At 62.4% G+C, this 19,670-nt stretch carries 19 protein-coding genes; 17 read left to right on the forward strand and 2 right to left on the reverse strand.

Translation table 11 applies throughout. The features are described from left to right. Genes LPB73_RS02560 through LPB73_RS02590 form a run of 7 tightly spaced genes read left to right on the forward strand, consistent with a single transcriptional unit; the run spans window position 1 to window position 6,660 of the window. The gene (locus LPB73_RS02560; protein ID WP_231079509.1) at window positions 1–792 is read left to right on the forward strand and encodes an ABC transporter ATP-binding protein; all 792 of its coding nucleotides are present in this window, start codon (window positions 1–3) and stop codon (window positions 790–792) included. Next, window positions 792–1,616, forward strand: a complete 825-nt coding sequence (locus tag LPB73_RS02565; protein ID WP_231079510.1) for an ABC transporter permease — start codon at window positions 792–794, stop codon at window positions 1,614–1,616. Before LPB73_RS02560 ends, LPB73_RS02565 begins: the two co-directional genes overlap by 1 nt. A gap of 9 nt (window positions 1,617–1,625) precedes the next feature. After that, complete coding sequence (locus LPB73_RS02570; RefSeq protein WP_231079511.1) at window positions 1,626–2,246, forward strand: glutathione S-transferase family protein; 621 nt, start codon at window positions 1,626–1,628, stop codon at window positions 2,244–2,246. Beyond that, a complete protein-coding gene (locus LPB73_RS02575) occupies window positions 2,243–3,229 on the forward strand; it encodes a Bug family tripartite tricarboxylate transporter substrate binding protein (protein WP_231079512.1) in 987 nt (328 codons plus the stop codon). Before LPB73_RS02570 ends, LPB73_RS02575 begins: the two co-directional genes overlap by 4 nt. A 34-nt stretch (window positions 3,230–3,263) precedes the next feature. Continuing rightward, a complete protein-coding gene (locus tag LPB73_RS02580) occupies window positions 3,264–4,235 on the forward strand; it encodes a VOC family protein (RefSeq protein WP_120286750.1) in 972 nt (323 codons plus the stop codon). Between the two features lie 4 nt (window positions 4,236–4,239). Continuing rightward, on the forward strand, window positions 4,240–5,760 hold the full coding sequence (locus LPB73_RS02585; RefSeq protein WP_120286751.1) for a bifunctional 3-(3-hydroxy-phenyl)propionate/3-hydroxycinnamic acid hydroxylase: 1,521 nt from the start codon (window positions 4,240–4,242) through the stop codon (window positions 5,758–5,760). A gap of 42 nt (window positions 5,761–5,802) precedes the next feature. Then, a complete protein-coding gene (locus LPB73_RS02590) occupies window positions 5,803–6,660 on the forward strand; it encodes a fumarylacetoacetate hydrolase family protein (RefSeq protein ID WP_120286752.1) in 858 nt (285 codons plus the stop codon). 378 nt (window positions 6,661–7,038) lie between these two features. Here LPB73_RS02590 and LPB73_RS02595 read toward each other — a convergent pair whose 3' ends face one another. Continuing rightward, window positions 7,039–7,878: a DNA-binding transcriptional regulator gene (locus LPB73_RS02595; RefSeq protein WP_147421554.1), complete on the reverse strand. Its 840-nt coding sequence runs from the start codon at window positions 7,876–7,878 to the stop codon at window positions 7,039–7,041. A gap of 295 nt (window positions 7,879–8,173) precedes the next feature. On the opposite strand from LPB73_RS02595, the gene LPB73_RS02600 reads away from it, so the two are divergent. From LPB73_RS02600 to LPB73_RS02625, 6 genes are all read left to right on the forward strand, one after another. Next, complete coding sequence (locus LPB73_RS02600; RefSeq protein ID WP_231079513.1) at window positions 8,174–9,136, forward strand: DUF6282 family protein; 963 nt, start codon at window positions 8,174–8,176, stop codon at window positions 9,134–9,136. Between the two features lie 54 nt (window positions 9,137–9,190). Next, on the forward strand, window positions 9,191–10,531 hold the full coding sequence (locus LPB73_RS02605) for an MFS transporter (protein ID WP_089265630.1): 1,341 nt from the start codon (window positions 9,191–9,193) through the stop codon (window positions 10,529–10,531). Further along, window positions 10,528–11,568 carry an NAD(P)H-quinone oxidoreductase gene (locus tag LPB73_RS02610; RefSeq protein ID WP_231079514.1) on the forward strand — a complete coding sequence of 347 codons (1,041 nt, stop codon included), beginning with the start codon at window positions 10,528–10,530 and terminating at the stop codon, window positions 11,566–11,568. Before LPB73_RS02605 ends, LPB73_RS02610 begins: the two co-directional genes overlap by 4 nt. Before the next feature lie 18 nt (window positions 11,569–11,586). Then, entirely contained in the window at window positions 11,587–12,633 is a 1,047-nt protein-coding gene (locus LPB73_RS02615) for an Ldh family oxidoreductase (RefSeq protein WP_120286754.1), read from the forward strand. A gap of 90 nt (window positions 12,634–12,723) precedes the next feature. After that, window positions 12,724–13,626 carry a 3-keto-5-aminohexanoate cleavage protein gene (locus LPB73_RS02620; RefSeq protein WP_231079515.1) on the forward strand — a complete coding sequence of 301 codons (903 nt, stop codon included), beginning with the start codon at window positions 12,724–12,726 and terminating at the stop codon, window positions 13,624–13,626. 14 nt (window positions 13,627–13,640) lie between these two features. After that, entirely contained in the window at window positions 13,641–14,687 is a 1,047-nt protein-coding gene (locus tag LPB73_RS02625) for a tRNA-dihydrouridine synthase (RefSeq protein ID WP_120286756.1), read from the forward strand. On the opposite strand, the gene LPB73_RS02630 is transcribed toward LPB73_RS02625, so the two are convergent. Further along, the gene (locus LPB73_RS02630) at window positions 14,684–15,505 is read right to left on the reverse strand and encodes an IclR family transcriptional regulator (protein ID WP_089265626.1); all 822 of its coding nucleotides are present in this window, start codon (window positions 15,503–15,505) and stop codon (window positions 14,684–14,686) included. The two genes, LPB73_RS02625 and LPB73_RS02630, sit on opposite strands and share 4 nt — an antisense overlap. A gap of 265 nt (window positions 15,506–15,770) precedes the next feature. Here LPB73_RS02630 and LPB73_RS02635 point away from each other — a divergent pair, with 265 nt between their 5' ends. The 4 genes from LPB73_RS02635 (at window position 15,771) to LPB73_RS02650 (ending at window position 19,666) form a co-directional block, all read left to right on the forward strand. Further along, window positions 15,771–16,664, forward strand: coding sequence for a DUF6282 family protein (locus LPB73_RS02635; protein WP_231079516.1), 894 nt, complete (start codon window positions 15,771–15,773; stop codon window positions 16,662–16,664). Window positions 16,665–16,743: 79 nt separating this feature from the next. Beyond that, the gene (locus tag LPB73_RS02640; RefSeq protein WP_231079517.1) at window positions 16,744–17,643 is read left to right on the forward strand and encodes a hypothetical protein; all 900 of its coding nucleotides are present in this window, start codon (window positions 16,744–16,746) and stop codon (window positions 17,641–17,643) included. 39 nt (window positions 17,644–17,682) lie between these two features. Further along, a complete protein-coding gene (locus tag LPB73_RS02645; protein WP_089265623.1) occupies window positions 17,683–18,447 on the forward strand; it encodes an HpcH/HpaI aldolase family protein in 765 nt (254 codons plus the stop codon). A gap of 67 nt (window positions 18,448–18,514) precedes the next feature. Next, window positions 18,515–19,666: an ABC transporter substrate-binding protein gene (locus LPB73_RS02650; RefSeq protein ID WP_231079518.1), complete on the forward strand. Its 1,152-nt coding sequence runs from the start codon at window positions 18,515–18,517 to the stop codon at window positions 19,664–19,666. Window positions 19,667–19,670 lie beyond the last annotated feature (4 nt).

Raw genomic sequence — 19,670 nt, forward strand, 5'->3', positions numbered from 1 at the left:
ATGACTTGTGAACCCGTTCTCGAAGCCCGCGATCTTGGCAGGTTCTTTAGCGACAGAGCGACGCAGAGCGAGCGCTGGATCATCAAGGGGCTCTCATTTGCGCTGCACGAAGGCGAGTTCGTCACGCTGGTTGGCCCATCGGGATCGGGAAAGTCGACGCTTCTGAATCTGCTCGCCCAGATCGATAGGCCTTCGGCGGGCGAGATCCGGCTCCACGGTGAGGTCATAAGCGCGCCGTCGCGGCCGGGTCAGAGCGCGGGCGCAAATGGACGCATCGGCTACATCATGCAGGACGACAACCTGCTGCCGTGGCGCACGCTGCGCGCCAATGTCGAATACCCGCTGCAGATCCAGGGCCGGCTCGATGCCTCGTTTCGCAAGCGGGTCGATGAGTTGATCGCCGCTGTCGGCCTGAACGGTTTTGAGAACCACTATCCGCACGAATTGTCGGGCGGCATGCGCAAACGCGCGTCGATCATCCGCACGCTGGCCTACGATCCGCCTGTGATTCTGATGGACGAACCATTCGGCGCACTCGATGCGGAGTCGCGCCTGCACATTCAGGAGGATCTGGTCCGGCTGTGGGAACTCGGTCGCAAGAGCATCCTATTCGTGACGCACGACATCACCGAGGCCATCGCGCTCGGCGACCGGACGCTGACGTTGACGAGGTCGCCGGCTTGTATTCGCGGCGAGCACCTAATCGACATTTCACGCCCACGCTCGGTCGATAGCCTCGTCACCGAGCCGAACTATCCTGGCATCTTCAGCCGCATCCGGGCGGAGGTCTGATGAGCCAGTCCATCAGCCATATCGTTCCAGAGATCGCGCAGCCCCAGCTGCGTCGCTCCGTTATGCCCTGGCTCGCGCTGGCCCGCGGCGGCGTTGCAATCGGCTTGCTGTTGATGTGGGAAGCATTCGCCCGCTGGGTTCCGGATTTGATTGCCGGGCCGTTGCCGACCCTACTACGTGTGATCGATCTGGTTCGGACCGGCGAGATCGTCTCCATGGTCTGGGCAACGACGCTGGAAGCCATCGGCGGACTTCTGATCGGCGCAGGCCTCGGGGTAGTGCTTCCGTTTGTCGTGCAAATGTCGCCGCGGCTGTCAGCCGTCATCGAGCCGTTTGCCAAGACGACGGTCGGGATTCCGAAACTCGCGCTAAGCCCGATCCTGATCATGTGGTTCGGGATCGGCCTGACGTCGAAGATCGTGCTTGTGGCTCTGATGACGTTCTTCCTTGTCTTCGTCGCCACCTTTGTAGGCATTCGGTCGGTCGGACCGAACCTGATTCGGACGGTTGCGATCTTCGGCGCCGGCAAGCGCGAGATCGCGCGCGAGGTTCTGTGGAATTCGTCCCAGCCCTTCGTCTGGGCGGCGCTGCGGGCGGCGCTGCCGTGGGCGATCAATGCGGCGCTGGTCGGTGAATTCCTCGCGGCCGAAAACGGCATCGGTTACTACATCCACCATTCCTACAACGTTGCCGATATCACCGGTGTTTATGCCGGCATGGTCATTACCGCAGCACTGGTGCTGCTCGCCGACGCCGTGCTGCGCCTGTTTCAGCGCCGTGCCCTAGCCTGGCGTCCCGACAACGCAGATCAAACTCTTCATTAGAGGACGAGCATGAAATTGTTTTACGCACCCGGCGCGTGTTCGATCGGCATCCACTATCTGCTAGAGACCATCGGACACCCCTACGACCGGCAGAAGATCGACATCAAGACGGGCGAGAACCGCCAGCCCTGGTATCTAGCTCTCAACCCGAAGGCCAAGGTGCCCACGCTGCAGCGTGACGATGGATCGGTGCTGACGGAATTTCCGGTGATCGCGCAACACATCGCTGCGTCGGCGCCGTGCACTGGTTTGTTGCCGTCGGATCCCGAGCGTACGTTGCGGGCGGCCGAGCTGACCGATTACCTGGTCTCGACCCTTCATATGCAGGGCTTCTCGCGTATCTTTCGTCCGGCCAAATTTTGCGAAGATCCAGCCACGCATGATGCCATCCAGCAGCAAGGCTGCGACGTGGTCAGAGCCGGGCTCGCCGTTGCCGAACGCGATTTAAGAACGGGCGGCGCTTTGCACGGCGAGGCGACCTTCGCGGATGCGGCCCTGTTCTACGTGCTGTTCTGGGCCGTCGACCGCGTCAAGCTCGAGGTCCCGTCAGCCTGTGCCGAGCGCTACGCCACCTTGAAGTCGACCGAAGCAGCGACGCGCGTGTTCGCGGAAGAAGGGATCGCGCTATGACGTGGCGCTGTCCGTCAAGACGATGGATTGGGTCGGTCGCGGCCGTGCTTGCCACTGTTCTTTCGACGGCGGGCGGGCAGGCGGCGGACGAGTATCCGAATAAGCCGGTCCGCATCGTGGTGGGGTTTGCGCCCGGCGGTAGTTCCGATACGGCGGCGCGGTTGGTCGGCGAACGGCTGTCCAGGCGGCTTGGCCAGACCGTGGTGGTCGAGAACAAGCCCGGCGCAGGCGGCATGCTCGCGACAACGCAGGTCATGAACGAGCCGGCGGACGGCTATTCGCTGCTGCTGCTGGCGAGTGCGCATTCTGTGGCAGCTGCGATGCGCGCCAGGCTCCCGTTCGATCCCGTCGCAGATCTGGAATGGATCTCCACGGTGTCGACCTACGGCATGGTAGTCGGCGTTCGGCCGGCGTCGCCCTACAACTCGCTAGATGAACTGATTGCGGCAGCCAAGGCAAAGCCGGGGTCGATCAGTTTCTATTCTGTGGGGTTCGGTACGGGCCACCACCTGCTCGGCGAATGGATAAATGCCGCCACCGGTGCGTCATTGCTCCACGTGCCGTATCGCGGAAGCACGCCCGCACTCACGGACTTTCTCGGCGGCCGGGTCGACGTGATGATCGATACCATGACGTTCGCCTATCCGCAGACCTTGGCCGGCACCGTTCGGCCGCTTGCAGTCACGACCCGAGAGGTGCCCGCCGAGATGAGAGACGTTGCCTTTTCTGGCAATGTCGTGCCGGGGCTCGAATACGAATCCTGGCTCGGTATCGCGGGCCGGAAAGGCATCCCGCCCAAGGTCGCCGACCGGTTGCGGCAAGACGTCGTCGCGATCGTCAAATCGGAGGAATTCCAGAAGGAGATGCGGGCTCTGGGGGCCAACGCGACACCGAGCACCGCATCGGAATTCGCCGGTCGCGTGAGGCGGGAGATCGCAGAATTTAACAAGGTCATCGATGCCCGGGGCATCGAGCGTCAGTAGCGGTACCGACCGCATTTCCGGCAGGAGATATTCAATGGCTCTCAAGTCTCTCGGCTATATCGGCATTCAGTCCACCAAACTCGAGGACTGGAGTGGCTTTGCCACCAGTCTTCTAGGCATGCAGCCGGTCGACCGGGGCGGGGCCGTGCGAACCTTCAGGATGGACGATCGCAAGCAGCGACTTGTGGTGACCGGAGCGGACAACGAAGGGCTCGGCTTCATGGGCTGGGAGGTCGATCATCACGACGACCTGGAAGCGATGGCTACGCGGCTTGATGCGCATGGCGTCCGGGTCAGGCGCGGCACGCGGGCGCTCGCGGACGAACGCCGCGTCGCCGACTTGATCGTCTTCACCGATCCCAACGGGCACCGCGTCGAGATCTTCCACACGCCAGAGATCGCGAGCGACCCGTTCAGTCCCGGCCGGCCGATTTCCGGGTTCAAGACCGGACCGCTGGGCATGGGCCACGTGGTCCTGAACGTCGACAATATCGAGCAGGCGATGTTGTTCTATCGCGATGTCCTCGGTTTCAGTGTGACGGACTATGGCTTGAAGCCCTATCCGCTATATTTCTTCCACATCAACGGGCGCCATCACTCCTTTGCGATGGTCGGGTCCGGCAGGCAGAGCTTCCACCATTTCATGGTTGAACTGCAGAGCCTCGACGATGTCGGGCAGGGCTACGATCTGGCCCAACTCGACGAGGGCCGCGTCGCCTATACGCTGGGACGCCACACCAACGATCACATGACGTCGTTCTATGCGCACTCGCCGTCGGACTTTTTTGTCGAATACGGCTGGGGCGCGCAGGTCATCGATCCCAACACCTGGGAGCCGTTCGAGACCCATGACGGCCCGAGCCTGTGGGGCCACGAGCGGCTCTACATGGCGGAGGAACAACGCAAGCGCATGCGGGACATGCGGCTGGATGCTGCCCGCCGCGGCGTCCGCGTTCCCAACCCGGCAAACTGCGCCTGGCTCGACTCCGTGGTGCGGGCGGAGTAGCGGAATGTCCGTCAGCGATAAAACCGTCGATGTGGCAATTGTTGGCCTCGGGCCGGTCGGCGCCACGCTTGCGCTGCTGCTAACCCAGGCCGGTCTCTCCATCACCGTGCTGGAACGCGAGGCCGAACCGTATCCGCTGCCGCGCGCGGTTCACTTCGACGACGAAGTGATGCGTGTCTTTCAGACGATCGGCATCGCCGCCGACGTCCTGCCGTCCACCTGCCTGTCCCCCGGCATGCTGTTCGTCGATGCCGATGGCCGGTGCATGCTCGATTGGTCTCGGCCGGCGACGATCGGGCCGCAGGGTTGGCACGAAAGCTACCGCTTTCATCAGCCGGACCTCGAGCGCGTGCTGCGCCACAAGCTTGAGACGCTGCCCGAGGCGACGGTGCTCACCCGTCGCGATGTGTTCGCGATCGATCAGGACGCGGACGGCGCAACGTTGCGCTTCGAGGATCTTGCCTCGGGCCAACTTGAACAAATCCGTGCGCGCTATGTGGTCGGCTGCGACGGGGCGCGCTCGTTGGTTCGGCGTCTGATCGGTTCGACATCGACCGATCTGGGTTTTCACGAGCGCTGGCTGGTGGTGGATTGCCTGTTGAAGCGCGACAGGCCGGATCTCGGCGATCACAGCATCCAGTTTTGTGAACCGGAGCGGCCCGCGACCTATGTGCGCGGTGTGGGACAACGCCGCCGCTGGGAGATCACGGCGCGCGATGACGAAAGCAACGCCGCGCTGATCGAGCCCGCAAAGATCTGGCAACTGCTGTCGCGCTGGATCACGCCGGACGATGCCGACATCGAACGCGCCGCCGTGTACATGTTCCATTCGGTGGTGGCGCGCAGGTGGCGACGGGACCGCTTGCTGATTGCCGGCGATTCCGCCCATCAGACGCCGCCGTTTCTTGGTCAGGGGCTTTGTGCGGGGATCCGCGATGTGAGCAATCTGGCGTGGAAACTGATCGCAGTGATCGGGGGCTGCGCTGACGATGCGTTGCTCGATACCTACGCCAGCGAACGCGTGCCGCATGTCACCGAATATATCGAGCTTGCCGTGCGTCTCGGCGGATTGATCAATACCCGCGCCGTCGAGCGCGCGTTGCCGGGCGCGTCGGCCACCGCCGAGCCGGTCCGCATGAGTTCGATCAAGCCCCGTCTGGGCCCGGGTCTGGCGCCGGACGGCGTTTGCCCGATCGGGATGCCCGGGCCGCAACCGCGCATGTCGGACGGCCGCCTTCTCGACGATCACGTCGGATATGGATTCGCCCTGATCGCGCGTGCCGGCGACATCGGCGCCGAGGAAACGCTGCGGCGGCGATGCCGGCAGCAGGGCGTGGCATTCGTGGCGGCCGATGACGACGGTCCGCTTCGGGACTGGCTGGATCAGGGCAATATCAGCGCCGCGCTCATCCGGCCGGATCGATACGTGCTCGCCGTGGCCGCGACTCCGGGTGATGCAGCAAGCCTGCTCACCCACGCGCTCCACCTTCCGCCTTCACTGCACCGGGAATCCTGCGCCGCATGAGCGCTCCAGATCATTTTTTCATTCAACTCAGAGAGACCGATCATGAAACTCGTATCGTTCCAAGCCGACAACGTCACTCGCTTCGGCGGCATAAAGAACCAGGGCATCGTCGAACTCGGCCCGCATTTCAGGGAGCGCGGCATCGCGTCGTTACGGCAGCTACTCGCGGCGGATGCGCTCGGCGAAGCGAAGCGCATTGTCGAGCAGGCTGCGCCGAACTGGAAACTCGATGATGTCGCCTTCCTTCCAGTGATCCCCGACCCGGGTAAGATCATCTGCATCGGTCTCAACTATCGCGATCATGTCGCGGAAACCGGGCGTACGGTCACTGAAAATCCGTCGATCTTCGTCCGTTTCCCCGAAAGCCAGGTCGGTCATCTGCAACCGATCGTGAAGCCGCTGGAATCCGATCATTTCGATTACGAGGGCGAATTGGCCGTGGTGATAGGCAGCGGAGGTCGTCGCATCGCAGAAGATCTCGCGTTGGCCGCGATTGCCGGATACGCTTGCTACAATGAAGGCAGCATCCGGGACTGGCAGCGCCATACGTCGCAATTCATTGCAGGAAAAACGTTCGCGCGAACCGGGTCGTTCGGACCGTGGCTAGTGACGGCCGACGAGATTCCCGACCCGTCGAAACTGTCATTGCAGACCCGGCTCAACGGCGAGGTCGTTCAGAGATCAACGACGGATCTGCTGATCACGGGCATCCCAGCGCTGATTAAATATTGTTCCACGATCATGACTCTCGAGCCGGGCGACGTGATCGTCACCGGCACGCCCGGCGGTGTGGGTGCGAAGCGCTTTCCGCCGCTGTGGATGAAAGACGGCGACACTGTTGAAGTAGAGATCAGCGGAATCGGTGTGCTGCATAATCATGTCATCGCCGAAAAAGCCTAGGTACCCGAACAAACAGAATGTTGCGCGTGCAGACCACGAAGCAATCCTTCGCCTTTCGATATAAAGCCGCGCAACTGGCGCGGCAGGCCCAAGCCGAGCCTGAGCCCGATAAATCGGCACTTCTGCTTTCGGGATGCACTAGCCTGGACCGGGATAGCCGAGAACGAAGAAATTTTGGCTCAAGACAACGTTAATATGCGGAATGATTAGCCCATGAAAAGCTAGTCGAAGCTCTCAGAAACCCAACTGGACCGCTCTTGGCGCAAAGCTGACGTCGAGATGCAAATTTGACCTATTTGATCTGACCCGTACTTGACGTGGCGTCGCCATCATCGGGTCCAGCGACCTTCGTGGAAATCTCGGTGCTATTGATCGTATTCACTTGAGGGCAGCTGCGCTTCGAGAAATGTTCTCTGCCAAGGTCTGAAGGCTGGGCAGGAAGGTTTTGAGCAACTCACGTCGATCGATTGCAGAGATGAAATAAGTCATACCAACCGTCGCAAGCACCTTGTCGCCACTCATGATCGGGATGGCGATCGTCCCGGATGAGCGAGGGTCGACGGCGCGATCCCGCTCGGCATAGCCTTGCTTCCGGATTGATCTCAGCATCAACAATGTCTGAGCACGATCGCCGATGAGTTGATCTTCATCAATCGTCGATCGTGAAAGTAGGTCGAGCAGCATCAGGCGCTCCCCGATGGGGCAGAATGCCAGATAGGCACGACCGAGCGCGCGGCGCAGCAGGCTGAGATGCATGTTGATCGTTCCGTGGAACGGCGACACCGGACTGTCCGCAATAGTGCTGAAGCGCACGACCACGGACGTGTGGTCGAGAACGCCAATCGCCAACGGCCACTGATGCTGTGACGTAAAGGACAGCGCCCAGGGTCGCGCGGCTTCGACCACCAGTGGGTCGCCGTGAAAGCCGTTGCTCAGGGATTTGACGCGCGACGCCACCGTGTAGCCGCCTTGCCTGCGGTCATTGGCGGCATAGCCCATGGCGCACAGCGATTTCATCAGCCGAACGATGGTCGATTTAGGCAGGCCGGTCGCGAGATGAAGGATCTGGATCGAGGCGACGCGATGCCGGTTCAACTCCTCCAGCAGGATGAGCGTGCGGGCTGCTGCTTCGACCTTCGGTGAACGGGGGGCCATACCAAGATTCCACTCTGCGGAACGCTGGCGAATAGATATGGCAAATGGCCCGGCTGGTTGCAATATCGGCCCAACAGAATGTGCCGGTGTCGTTCAGGCCACCGAAGCGCAACCGTGTCGTGGGAGGAAGTGCCGTGTCTTGCGGAGAGGTCAGCGCGCCAATGGCGTCGTCGCGCCCCACCAGTATCGCGTGGCAATTAGTTCACCTGCCATATCCGGAAAACGTCGGGCGCTATTGCGATCTTTCGCGTACGCGCCGACGCGGGAGTGCCGCTCGATGAGGCGTGGGCTGCGGCCCCGCCATTCATCGGCAGATCGCCATTTTCTCAGAACCAGCATCCACTGAAGGGCAGCCATCATGGCCGAGAATTCCGTTTCATATCCTGACACTGTCGCGCTCCCGCCGCTCTCGCGTCCGAAGGAGGTCGAGGAGCTGCTGGTCGATGCGATCGATCTGCATTGCCACAGCGGGCCTGCCGCGATGCCGCGGATACTTGATCACTATGAGGAGATGCAGGACGCTGCCGCGGCGGGTTTTCGCGCGGTGCTGTACAAGGATCACTTCTATCCCGGGATGGCGCATGCCATCATTCTGGAAAAACTGTTTCCGCAGTCCGGCGTCCGCCTGTATTCGGGCGTGGCGCTGAACAATGCGTCGGGCGGCATCAACCCGCACGCGGTCGATCATGCGATCAAGCTCGGCGGCAAGATCGTCTGGATGCCGACGCTTTCGGCGGCGAACCATATCAACGTTCAGGCCAGCGGTCAGGCCAAGACATTCCCGAAGACATCCCAGAAGATGCTGGATCCGATCCCGCTCACGGCGCTGGACGCCAACGGCAAGCTCACGGATGACACGAAGAAGGTCATCGATCTGATCGCGGAGGCAAACATCATCCTGGCTGGCGGTCACCTCCACGTCTCGGAACAGCACGTCCTCTTCGAGGAGGCCAAACGCCGCGGCGTCAAGAAGATGATGGTCAATCATCCGACCTACGTGGTCGGCTTTGCCGATAGCGATATCCGCCAGTTGGTCGCGCTCGGCGTGACGATGGAACATTCCATCTGCATGTTCATCGAAGGCAAGTCGAAGAAGTTCAGCGGAGACGATCTGGCCCACCTCATCGAGGTCGCCGGCGTGGAGAGCACCATTCTGTCGTCCGATCTGGGCCTGCTCGGTTCGCAGCGTCCGGTGGATGGTTTCCGTAGCATCACGCAGATGCTGCTCGATCTGCAGATGCCGCGCGCCACGATCAAGAAACTGATCAGCGAGAACGCGGCGGCATTTCTCGATCTGCCGGCGAAGCGCGCCGCTCAATAGAATCCTGACAAGAACGACCGGGGAAGGTCGGCCAACAAGATCGACGAGGAAACCATGAACGTGGATCGCGAAAGCGAAGAAGCCCTGATGAATCGCATCATGTGGCGGGTCATGCCGCTTGTGATGGCGATGATGATGCTGGCCGTGATCGACCGGTCGAATGTCGGCTACGCCAAACTGCAGATGGCCAGCAGCCTGGGCATGTCCGAGACCATGTACGGACTGGCGTCCTCGCTGTTCTTTATCGGCTATTCGTTCTTTGAAATCCCGAGCGCCTTGGCCGCGCATAAGTTCGGCGCGCGGCTCTGGTTTGCGCGTATCCTGCTGACATGGGGCATGCTGACGGTGCTGCTGGGTTTCAGCATGACCGGCTCGATGTTTGCGGCGGTGCGCTTTCTGGTCGGCGTGGCCGAGGCGGGGGCGTATCCGGGCATCATCTTCTACCTCACGCTCTGGTTTCCCAAGCGCTACCGCGTGCAGGCCGTGGCGCTTCTCACCATCGGCAGTCCGCTCGGCAACATGTTCGGCTCGCTGTTTGGCGGCATCCTGCTGGATTTCGATGGCATGCTTGGCCTCGCCGGCTGGCAGTGGGTCTTCATCGCCACCGGTGCGCCCGCGGCCATCCTGTTCGTTTTGGTGATGCGCTATCTCCCCGACAATCCGCAGACGGCCGGTTTCCTGTCGTCCGAGGAGAAGGAGCGGCTGGCGGCCGCGCTCGGCCGCGATGAAATCGCCACCACCATGCATACCAGTCCGCTCCGCGTCCTGATCGACGCGAGGGTGTGGTGGTTTTCGTTCGTCTACACGCTGATCACGCTGTCACTCTACGGAATCATCTATTGGTTGCCAACGGTCGTCAAAGGATTCGGCACGACCGGCACGCAGAATGGTATCTTGAATGCACTGCCATGGGCTGTGGCTGCCGCGGTCCTGGTCTGGCTCCCGCGCCATCTGCGCGAGCACCGCACAGTGCTGATCGGCATGGCGGTGATCGCTTTGTGCGGGATGGGGGCGTTCTTCACCTCGACCCTGCTGACCGAGAACTGGATGCGTTATGTGGCGCTCGCGGTTGGCACCCCATGCGTCTCGCTCATGTTTCCATGCTTCTGGTATTTGCCGTCGCAGATCTTCAAGGGAGCGCATGCGGCGGCGGCGATTGCAGCCATCAGCACGATCGGCAGTCTCGGGGGCTTTGCCGCGCAGAATCTCATGCCCTGGGTCGCGGGCTTGTCGGGCAGTGCGCTGGCTGCGATGTCGGTACCCGCCCTCAGCCTGGGTCTGCTGGCCGCCAGCGCATTCGCGATGTTGCTGACATGGCGCGTCCTGCCGAAGACGGACGGCGAGAGTGAGGTCACTGTTGCGGCTGCTGCCGCTCGCCGGCAGGTCGTGTCATGACGGCGCTTCCGTCGGACATGCGGGCGGTCAGGATCGCCCGCTTCGGCGGTCCCGAGGTGCTGGCGCTTGGCGAAGAGGCCTTGCCGACTCTGGCGCGCGGCGAAGTGCTGGTGCGTGTGGTGGCGGCCGGCGTGAACCGGCCAGACATCCAGCAGCGCCGCGGACTCTATCCGCCGCCGCCCGGCGCAACGGAGATTCCAGGCCTCGATATTGCCGGTATTGTGGTCGCGACAGCGCCGGATGTGAACTGGCCGCGGGTCGGCAGTGCGGTCTGCGCGCTCGTCACCGGCGGCGGCTATGCGGAGTATTGCAGCGTGCCTGCCGTGCAATGCATGTCGGTCCCTCGGGGATACGACTTCGCACAAGCGGCGGTACTTCCCGAGGTGCTGTTCACCTGCTGGAACAACGTCATTCTTCTCGGCAAGCTGGCGGAGGGTGAGAGCATCCTCGTACAGGGCGGCACCAGCGGTGTCGGCATGGCGACCATCCAGATCGCAAAGCTGCTGCGATCGGCGCGTGTCTTCGCCACGGCCGGGTCGGAAACCAAGCGTCAGATCTGTCGCGATCTCGGCGCGGAGATCGCGCTCGACTATCGCTGCGATTGGGTCAAGCCGCTGGTGGAAGCGACGCAGGGGCAGGGCATCAACGTCATCCTCGACTCGCAGGCTGGTCCTTACACCAATCTGGAGCTGGAACTGCTGGCCTTCGATGGTCGCCTTGTCCTGATCGCGAGCCACCTCGGTGAACGCGCCGACATCAATGTCCGGCAGATCGTGCGCCGCCGGCTGACGCTGACGGGGTCGACGATCCGGCCGCGTCCGCCGGAATACAAGGGCTGGATTGCCAAGGCCCTGATGCGCGAGGTCTGGCCATTGCTCGAGGATCGGCGGATGCGGCTCAGCATCTGTGCGGCATTTCCGCTGGAGGACATGGCCAAGGCGCATGCCCTGATGGATGCCAATGAGCAGATCGGCAAGGTCGTGCTGATCGTCGATCCGGCCCTTGCCTATGTGGTGCCGGACGGTCGACCGAACTAGAGCACGAAAGACGACGTGATGAGTGATGTCCTGTCAATGCCGGTCGCGGCGGCCGAGGAGTTTCTCGCCGATCTGTTCGAGCGCGCCGGTCTTCCGTCGCTGGCGTCCGGGCAGATGGCGTGCGCGCTGGTCGATGCCGATGTGGCCGGCCTGCCGTCGCACGGTCTGTCGCAGGCCGACATGTATATTCGCCGGCTTCGCCTCGGGAGTGTGTCGTCCGTTGTGAAGCCGATCGTGGTTGAGAGTCGCGCGGCAATGGCTGTGCTGGATGCGCGGGGCATGTTCGGCCATCTGGCGGGTGACGCGGCCATGCAGATGGCCATTGAGCGCAGTAAAGAGATGGGTGTCGGTGTCGTGGCGGTTCGCAACAGTTTTCACTTCGGCGCGGCGGCCCGGTATACACGCCAGGCAAGTGCCCGTGATTGCATCGGCATCGCCATGTGCAACACCAAGCCGATGATGCCGGTTCCTGGCGGTCTGGAGAAACTGGTCGGTAACAATCCTCTCTCGATCGCTCTTCCGGTGTCCGACGGGCCCGAGTTTGTGCTGGACATGGCGCTGAGTGAAGCTGCGCTCGGCAAGATCCGTGTCTATGAGCGGGAAGGGAAGCCGCTCCCGCCGACATGGGCCGTCGACCGCAACGGGGAGCCTACGACGGATGCCAAGGCCGCTATCGACGGCATGCTGTTGCCGTCGGGCGGCGCGAAGGGCTTCGGCCTGTCGCTGGCGATCAATCTGATGTGCAGCCTGCTGTCGCAGGGGCCCGGCGGCGACGAGGTTGCGCCGCTCTATGGCGACCTTTCGAAGCCGTTTCTGTGTTCGCTGCTGTTTCTGGCGATCGATATCGAACACTTCCGTTCGGTCGAAGACTTCCGCAATGAAGCGTCCGCCGAGCTCGCGAAAATTCGCGCGTCGCGCGCGCAGGCGCCGCCGCGTACGCCGGGTGAACGCAGTTGGACGAAGCGCCAGAGCGATGGCGGCCGGATAGATATTCCACGCGCACTGTCCGCGACGTTGAACGCGCTGGCAGAGGAAATCGGATCGCCAGAGCGTCTGCCGTCTTAACGGTACGCGCTGCCAAAGAGCATCACCGTAAGAATTAAAATGAGACCGGCCGTCATGTCGACGGCCGCAGAATGAACAGGAGCACGGGCGATGCAGGCGCCGCGTCAAAAGGTTTTCATCACTTGCGCCGTCACCGGCAATCTGACCACGCCGGAGCAGACACCGCATCTGCCGATCACGCCGGCGGAAATCGCCGAGGCCTGTCTCGGGGCGGCCGAGGCCGGCGCCGCCATCGTGCATATCCATGTGAGGGAGCCTTCCACCGGGAAGCCTTCGATGGAGCTCGAATATTACCGGGACGTGGTCGACCGGATACGCGCGAAAAACACCCAGCTGATCCTCAACATCACCACGGGCCCCGGCGGCCGTTTCGTTCCATCCACGGACCAGCCACGCGTCGCAGCGGCGGGAACGACGCTGATTGCACCTGAAAAACGTGTCGAGCACATCGCCGCGCTTCGCCCGGATATCTGTACCCTCGATCTCAACACCATGAATTCGGGCAGGGAAGTCGTCATCAATACGCCCGGCAATGTTAGGCGGATGGCGAAGGTGATCCGTGAGGCCGGGGTAAAGCCGGAGATCGAGCTGTTCGATTCCGGCGATATTGCGCTGATGAATGATCTGCTGAAGGACAACACACTCGACGGGCCCGTACTCTGTTCCTTCGTCATGGGGGTTCGTTATGGCTTCCAGCCAAGTCCCGAGACGGTCATCTACGCCCGCAACATGCTGCCGCCGGATGCTCAGTTCACCGCCATCGGCATCGGCAAGACGTCATTCCACAATGTCGCGCAATCCTATCTGTGCGGCGGACACGTTCGCGTTGGTCTGGAAGACGCCGTCTATCTGTCGCGCGGACAACTCGCGCCATCGAATGCTGCCATGGTGGAGAAGGCCCGTCGCATCGTCGAGGAACTCGGCGGAGCGATCGCATCGCCACGCGAGGCGCGGGAGATCATCGGCCTTCCCACTCGCCTAGCGGCAAGCTGACGGAGGTCTGCTGGATGACGCGTCTCAACGTTACCGTCGGCCGAACGGCCCTCAAGAATCCGCTGATCGCCGGATCCGCGGAGCACCATATCGACCCCGAAGGCGTACGTCGTGCGCTGCGCGCCGGCGTTGGCGCGGTGGTGGTCAAGTCCATCAACGAATCCGAGCGCGGCCGTGACCAGCTGCAGCGCGCCGAATACATGCTGCTCGACAGCGAGTGGCGCGAAATGGCGTGGACGCCGAACGCGCCTGACACGGCATTCATCGCCTGTCGCTCTGGCCTGACGCCGCAGAGCTTCGATGCGTGGCTCGATCAGACGGTCCAGCTCGATCGCGAGGCCAGCCAGGTCGAATCCTATGCGGTCGCGAGCCTGATCGTTGCGGACCTCGCGCGAACGGTCGAGATGGCCAGGCAGGTCGAGCAGGCGGGCCTGCGCGTCCTCGAGCTGAATATCGGCACGCCCTATGCCAGCCAGGCAAAAGGTGTGGTGTCCACCGAACTCGATCCCGAGCGGGTGTCCATGATCGTGTCTGCGGTACGGCAGGCGATCGGCATCCCGCTATGGGTCAAGATCACCGGACAGAGCGAGCGCGTGCCGGACCTGGCGGATGCCGCATGTCTCGCGGGCGGCGAAACCGTGGTGATGGCCGGGCGGCTGCTCGGCTTCGTGCCTGACGTCGAGACGATGCAGCCGTTTCTGGGAACGACGCTGGGCGTCGGAGGATACTGGAATCTGCCGCTGACGTGTCACTGGCTGGCTGTGTCGCGGCAACAGCTTGGCGCCGACAAGCCGCTGATTGCGACCAATGGCGCACGCAACGGTCTCGATGTCGCGCGCATGATGCTCGCTGGCGCCAGCGCGGTGGAGATGGCATCGGCCGTGATGCTGCGCGGCGCGGCCGTGCTGTCATCCGCGCTGGATGAACTCGACGCTTACCTGCGCGGCAAGCGGATGACCGCTGCCGAACTGGTTGGCAGGGCTGCAGACCAGCGCAAGACATTTGCCGACATGCCGCTGCGCACCGACAACTGGAGAAAATACATTGCCGATCAGCTTTAACGCGGGCGCGCCGTCCGCGCGCTGCGCTTGACGGGTGGTGGCTGATGAGCGCCGCGGCCGTGCCCGAGCTTGTGCGAGATCTGGCGTGCCGCCTCGATGAGCTGGGCGACGTCGGACGGCCGTGTCTTCTCCGGCAGGACCTGAATCGATGCCACGATGGCGACCGAGGCGATGCAGGCATCCTGCGCGTCGAAGATCGGCGCGGCCACCGCATTCATCCCGATCAAGCTCTGCTCTGGGGCCGTGGCAAAACCAAGACGCACGATCTCCAGATATTCCTGTTCGAGCTTGCGGACGGAAACAATGGTCTTGTCGGTGAAACGCTGCAAGGGCTGCGCGAGGACGCGCGCCCTCATGGGGCTGGGGGCGAAAGCCAGCAGGACCTTTCCCTGCGCCGACGCATGGAAGGTCAATTCGCTCCCCGGGCGAACGCCGAGTTCAATCGCCGCCGTGCCCGACAGCTTGTGCAGGATCAATGCGCCGCGCGGCGTCATCTCGGAAAGAACGACGAAATGGCCAAGGGCATCGCGCAACTGCCGCATCGGTCCTTCCGCGAGCTGAATGAGATCCGCATCAGGCGCGTGCCGGGCGAGCAACCGGCCCTTCGGACCGATGCTGTAGCGCGAGGTGCTGGAGTTCTGCGTGAGATACCCGCGGTCGACCAGCGTCTGCAGATGCCGATGCACCGATCCCTTAGTCATGCCCAGACGGTCGGCGATCTGCGTCACGCCCAGTTCATCGTCCGAGAATGCAACGGCTTCCAGTACGTCGATGGCCAGTTGCACGGAGTGGACGCCGGTTGATGCTGAATCGCTCATCGTTTCTCAAATTCGTGTTCGCCTGTGCTGAACAACGTAGCGAACTGGAATGCAAGTGCAATGTGATTGATGCGTTGAGCGTCGCGGACATATGCCCCGAAACTATTGACACGACCGTGCGCCGACCACTATCTTTAAATGAAACAGCGTTCCGCGCTCGAGAACGTCAACGAGATCGACGGTCTTCAAGGCAGTCGGGACAAAATGCGGTGAGGGAATGACAGAGTTAGCTGATCCCAAGGTCGAGGCGCGCATCGACGCGTTGTTGAAAGGCGCGATTGATCCGCATGTGCATAGCGGGCCGTCCATCGCGCCGCGCGGCATCGACCACGTCACGTTGCTTCGGCAGGCCTCGCAGGCGGGTTTCGCCGCGGTCGTTACCAAGGATCACGACTACAGCGGTGTCATGACGGCCGAGCTGATCCGGCAGCACTTTCCCGAGCTGAAGACGAAGATCTATTCCAGCATCGTGCTCAATAATGTGGTGGGCGGTCTCAACCCCTACGCGGTTGAGCACACCGCTGCGTTGGGTGGCAGGATCGTCTGGCTTCCCACGCTGGCCGCCGCAAACCATCTGCGATGGCAGGCGTCTGCTCAATGGGTGCACCCGGCTTCCACCGAGCGGATGCGACCGGTTACCGCCATTCCGGTGCTGAACGACGACAAGTCGGTACGCGACGACATGAAGGAAATTCTCGATATCGTCGCGCGCAACGACATGGTGCTGGCCAGCGGTCACCTGCACGTCAGCGAGACCTGGCTGATCTTCGAAGAAGCGCAGCGCCGCGGTGTCAAGCGTCTGGTGTTCACTCATCCGGAGGACATCGTCGACGCGTCGTTGAACGACGTTAAAGGCATCGCGGCGATGGGGGCCTTCGTCGAGCACTCGCTCTGCATGTTCCTCGACGGCTGCAAGTTTAAGAGCCGTGAGGCCGAGGATCTGCGCGACCAGATTGAGGCCGCGGGCGTGGAGCAGACGATGCTGTGCTCCGACCTTGGCCAGACCGGAACCTTCAGCCCGCTCGACGGATTCCGCCGCGGCATCAGGCTCTGTATGGATCTGGGCTACGACGACGATCAGATCCGCAAGATGGTCTCCGGCAACACCGCGCGCGCGCTTGGCATCGAAGCGGATGTAGCTGCGGCGCGGGCCAGTTAGCCTTCCGGACAAGATACAGGCTCAGGCCGGCGCATCGTGAAACGCCGGCTCCCAGAATTGACACCAAGGGAGATTCCACATGTACGACACCACCGATCCGAGGGCCAAGCTTGCGCCCGCAGCCGCAGGCGCCGCGCCGGCAGGTCCTTTCGGTCAGGCCGAATATCTCCGCTTCTACGACGAGCCGCCGCAGGAGGATGGGCCGTCAGGCAGGAGCTGGTATGGGCGCGGGCAGAACTTCCTACTCGTGCATACGGAGGGAAAAGCCGGCGGTGTGCTGGCGCGTGAGGAGCAGCCGGACGAATACGTCGTGCTGTTGTCCGACCCCAAGGTGGTCGTGGAGATCACCACGGCGGAGGGCACCAAGCGTGTCAACGGCCGGTCGCTGGCCTTCGTGCCGCCAGGACGGTCAAGCATCAAGATCATTGAAGCCGGCAAGATCGTTCGCATCTTCACCACGCGGTCGGAGGATCTTGCGGCGAAATGCGCCAATGCAGCATCATATGCCACGGCCAAGCCCTACGTCGCACCGCTGGAGCCGTGGCCCGCGCCGAAAGATGGCTTTCGTCTGCGCGTCTACAGCCTCGACGTGCCGCCGGAGCCGGGCCGCTTCGGTCGTATCTGGCGCTGCACCACCATCATGGTGAACTATCTCGACGGCTATAACGGCCCCCGCGATCCCAGCAAACTGTCGCCGCACCATCACGACGACTTCGAGCAGTGCTCGCTCGCGGTTGAGGGGGAGTTCATTCACCATTTGCGCTGGCCCTGGACGATCAACAAGAAGAACTGGCGCAAGGACGATCACGAACTGTGCAAGACGCCGTCCATCGCCGTCATTCCGCCGCCCTCGATTCACACCACCGAGGCCTGTGGAAGTGACTTCAACCAGCTCGTCGACATCTTCTGTCCGCCGCGGCTCGACTTCTCGCAGAAGCCCGGCTGGATTCTGAACGCCGATGAATATCCGATGCCGTAACCGGCAGTCCACCCAGCAACGGCAACAGGATTATCAAAGATGACAACTGCTTCCACATTCCGGCAACGCATGCTTGGTGGCCAGAAACTTGTCGGCACGTTTCTGAAGACACCGACCGGTCACGGCACCGAAATCCTCGGCGATATCGGCTATGATTTCGTCGTGATCGATCAGGAGCACGGTCCATTCGATCGCACCAGCAGCGACATCGCGCTGATGGCTGCGCGGGCAACCGACACGCCGGCGCTGGTTCGGGTGCCGGGACCGGAGGCCATTCTCTCGGTGCTGGATTGCGGCGCCACCGGCGTCCTGGTCCCCCATGTGAAGAGCGCGGCCTATGCGCGCGAGGTGGCGGCAATGTTGCGGTATCGTGGCGGCAGCCGCGGCTTTGCGACCAGCACACGTGCGGGTCGCTATTCCGGCATACCGATGTGGCGGCACATTGCGGATTCGGATGCCCGGATGGTGTTCGTAGCCCAGATCGAGGATCCGGTGGCGCTGGACGAGATTGACGCCATCGCCGCCGTCGACGGCGTTGACTCGCTGTTTATTGGGCGGGGCGACCTGACCGCGGCCTTTGGCGATGAATCGAAAGATCCGCCCGATGTGTTGCGCGCAGTCGAACGCATCTCGGAGGCAGCACGCAAGGCCAACAAGCCGATCAGCGTCTATGTTGGCAATGCGAGCGAGGCCGCCTGGTTGAATTCGCTCGGCGCCAACGTCTTCGTGCTCTCGTCGGATCAGGGCTTTCTGCGCCAGGCGGCGACTGCCGCCCTGCGCGATGTCCGGGACAAGGTTGGATGAGCACGCGTTAGATCGATCAATCTGCAATCAGCGCTCAAGCTGAAAAAACAGACAGGGGGACGGAGACATGAGACCACACAAGGCGTCAATTTGCGCCACGCTGTTCGCGCTCGCGCTGGCACTGCCGGCGTCAGCGCAGCAGACGATCAAGATCGGATCGTCGCTGGGTTTGACGGGATACGGGTCGGCGACCGACGGTCACTGGCGTGACGGGATGCAGATCGCCATTGAGGCGGTCAATGCGCAAGGCGGCGTCCTGGGCAAGAAGCTCGAACTGGTGATCGAAGACAACAAGTCGACGCCGCAGCAGGCAGTGGTCGTCTATCGGAAAATGATGACAGACGACAAGGTCGCCGCCTTCGACAGCGGCTGCATCTCGGCCGGCAACTTTGCCGCCGCGAGCTTCGTCTCCAGAGCCAAGTTGCCGATGTTTCTCTGTTCCATTCTGCCGCGCCAGCCGGATGAGCAGAAGTGGGCCTTCCAGTTCCTGCCGCCACCCAAATTCGAGGTGGATGCGCGCTATCGGTATCTCAAGGACAAGACCGATATCCGTAAGGTCGGAATCCTCTCCGATCCGAGCCCGTACAGCCTTTTGATGCGCGGCCTAGCGGAAAAGGGCGCCGAGGAATTCGGACTGACCGTCGTGGCCAACGAGTCCTACCAGCAGGACGACGCCGACTTCAGCGTTCAGATCGGGCGCATCAATGCGGCTGGCGCCGGGGCGATCATCATGCTGGGGCAAGGCAATGCGGTGGTAACCGTCGTCAACAACATCCGCAGCCTCGGCCTGACCAAGATGCTGATGTTGGGCAGTATCAACGAGCTCGATATTCTGCTCTCGGCGGGCAAGGTGCTTGGCGACCAGTATCTGATCCCGTCGCCGCTTATTCAGGTGGCAGCCGACGACATCAACGTTATCACAGATCCCACCGCCCGCGCGGCTGCGGAGCCGTTCGTCAGGGCGATGAAGGCGAAGTTCGGCAAGTCCGACAACGCACAGGCCTCGCGCGCCTGGGACTCGATCATGATGATGGCTGCCGCCATGAAGAAGGCGAATTCGACCGATGGGACGGCCGTACGCGATGCATTCGAGAAACTCGGCCATTACGACGGTGCGGGCGCGTCCTACGACTTCAGCGCGGAGAACCATATCGGGATTATCAAGAATCCCTACGTGATCGCCTTCGTGAAGGACGGCGTTCTGGTTCTCAAGAAGTGACGGC

The sequence above is a fragment of the Tardiphaga sp. 37S4 genome, from assembly GCF_021044645.1.
Taxonomy (GTDB): Bacteria; Pseudomonadota; Alphaproteobacteria; order Rhizobiales; family Xanthobacteraceae; genus Tardiphaga; species Tardiphaga robiniae.